The 2,224-nt window shown below is 67.3% G+C and carries 3 protein-coding genes and 1 pseudogene; 2 read left to right on the plus strand and 2 right to left on the minus strand.

Annotation, left to right across the window (positions count from 1 at the left end; all coding sequences use genetic code 11):
- Positions 1-519, plus strand: a 519-nt coding sequence (locus tag ACE3SS_RS15560; protein ID WP_374595509.1) for a helicase-related protein, incomplete at its 5' end; no start/stop codon positions are given.
- Positions 520-565: 46 nt separating this feature from the next.
- Positions 566-1,510 carry a LysR substrate-binding domain-containing protein gene (locus tag ACE3SS_RS15565; protein WP_374595511.1) on the plus strand — a complete coding sequence of 315 codons (945 nt, stop codon included), beginning with the start codon at positions 566-568 and terminating at the stop codon, positions 1,508-1,510.
- A gap of 21 nt (positions 1,511-1,531) precedes the next feature.
- On the opposite strand, the gene ACE3SS_RS15570 is transcribed toward ACE3SS_RS15565, so the two are convergent.
- Positions 1,532-1,957, minus strand: coding sequence for a phosphate ABC transporter substrate-binding protein (locus ACE3SS_RS15570; RefSeq protein WP_374595513.1), 426 nt, complete (start codon positions 1,955-1,957; stop codon positions 1,532-1,534).
- A 14-nt stretch (positions 1,958-1,971) separates the two neighbouring features.
- Positions 1,972-2,224: pseudogene (locus ACE3SS_RS15575) on the minus strand (hypothetical protein); the annotation flags it as partial.

Here is a 2,224-nt window from a genome sequence, read left to right on the forward strand (position 1 = left end):
CTGCTGCACGGGCGCATGAAGCCGGCCGAGAAAGCCGCGGTGATGGACGCCTTCAAGGCCGGCGAGACGGCGGTACTCGTGGCCACCACCGTGATCGAGGTGGGGGTGGACGTGCCCAACGCCAGCCTGATGGTGATCGAGCACGCCGAGCGCTTCGGCCTGAGCCAGCTGCACCAGTTGCGCGGCCGGGTGGGGCGTGGCGCGGTGGCCAGCGCCTGCGTGCTGATGTACAGCGGCCAACTCTCGGACAGCGGCAAGGCGCGGCTCAAGGCCATGGCCGAGACCAACGACGGCTTCGAGATCGCGCGGCGCGATCTGGACATCCGCGGCCCCGGCGAGTTCATGGGGGCGCGGCAGTCTGGCGCCAACCTGCTGCGCTTTGCCGATGCCGTGCAAGACGCCGACCTGCTGCAGCACGCCCGGCGCATCGCCCCGCTGCTGCTCGATCACCACCCCGAGGTGGCGGCCCGCCACGTGGCGCGCTGGCTCGGCACCAAGGCCGAGTACCTCAAGGCCTGATTCTCGGGGGCTGCCCCGCCAGCCGAATTCATCGCAGAATCAAGGCATGACGCTCACTGAACTCCGCTACATCGTCGCCGTTGCCCGAGAGCGGCACTTCGGCCACGCCGCCGAGGCCTGCCACGTCTCGCAGCCCACCTTGTCGGTGGCGATCAAGAAGCTCGAAGAAGAGCTCGACGTGAAGCTCTTCGAGCGCGGCAGCAGCGAGATCACGCTCACGCCGCTGGGCGAGGAGATCGTGCAGCAGGCTCAGGCCGTGCTGGAGCAGGCGGCGTCGATCCGCGAGATCGCCAAGCGCGGCAAAGACCCGCTGGCCGGCGCGCTGCGCCTGGGCGTGATCTACACCATCGCGCCCTATCTGCTGCCCGAGCTGGTGAAGCAGGCCATCGAGCACGTGCCGCAAATGCCGCTGATGCTGCAAGAGAACTTCACCGTCAAGCTGCTCGACATGCTGCGCGCCGGCGAGCTCGATTGCGCCATCCTGGCCGAACCCTTCCCCGATACCGGGCTGGCGATTGCGCCGCTCTACGAAGAGCCCTTCGTGGTGGCCGTGCCGAACGGCCACCCGCTGGCCGCGCGCAAGAGCCTCACGTCGGCAGAGCTCAAGCAAGAGACGATGCTGCTGCTGGGCACGGGGCATTGCTTTCGCGATCACGTGCTCGAGGTGTGCCCCGAGTTCGCGCGCTTTGCCAGCGGCGCCGAGGGCATCCGCAAGAGCTTCGAGGGCTCGTCGCTCGAAACCATCAAGTACATGGTGGCCTCGGGCATGGGCGTGACGGTGGTGCCGCAGCTCTCGGTGCCGCGCGAGTCGCAACCGCAAGCCCAGCCGCAAACGCAACACATCCGCTACATCCCGTTTGCCAAGCCGGTGCCGTCGCGCCGCGTGGTGTTGGCGTGGCGGCGCAGCTTCACGCGCTACGAGGCCATCGCCGCGCTGCGCAACGCCATCTACGCCTGCGAGCTGCCGGGCGTGCAGCGGCTCACGGGTTGATCGCTCGCGCTGCCCGCCCGCTCAAGGGGCGTAGACCACCTTGACGCTGCTGTCGAGCGCCGAGCGGTCGATGAAGCCAAGGGCGCGAGGGTTGCTCGCCAGCATTTTCTTGACCTCGGCGGCGTCTTTCAGTTCTCGCGGCGCCACCCCTTTGCCGGTGAACGTCATGCGCGCCCAGATGGCCCGAATTTCGGAGTCCGACTTGCCGATGACCCGCGAGAAGAATTCGTCTTTGGCCGGCGTGCCGCCCACCATGGTCGGGGCGGCGATACCGCCGGTAGGCAGCTCGCGAACCTTGCCCAGGTAGATGTCGGTCACCTGCTCGCGGGTGAGGGTTGTGACCGGGCTGTTGATGCCCATCACCACCACCACGTCGGCCAGCGCCGGCAGTGAAACCAGATTCAGCGATACAACCAAACCGAATACAACCAAGGTGTTTCGTTTCATGGTTGGGGGCCGACTCAGAAGATGAAGTCCAGATTCACGGTGTAGGTGTCCACCGTGCCACCGAATCGGGTGTTCGGGGTCGCATACTGGATCAACGAGCCCGAGCCATTGCGGGGGTCGCTGATGCGGGCTTGTCCCCACTGCGCCTTGAGGGCCATGCGAGGCATGAAGTCGAGGCGCACGCCGACGGCGTTCTCGACCCGGGAGCTGCGGCCGAAGATCCGGGCGTCGTCCAGATCGGCCAGCGTGCCCGCCAGCGACGCCGAC

Source organism: Aquabacterium sp. (genome assembly GCF_041915145.1).
Lineage (GTDB): Bacteria > Pseudomonadota > Gammaproteobacteria > Burkholderiales > Burkholderiaceae_C > Aquabacterium.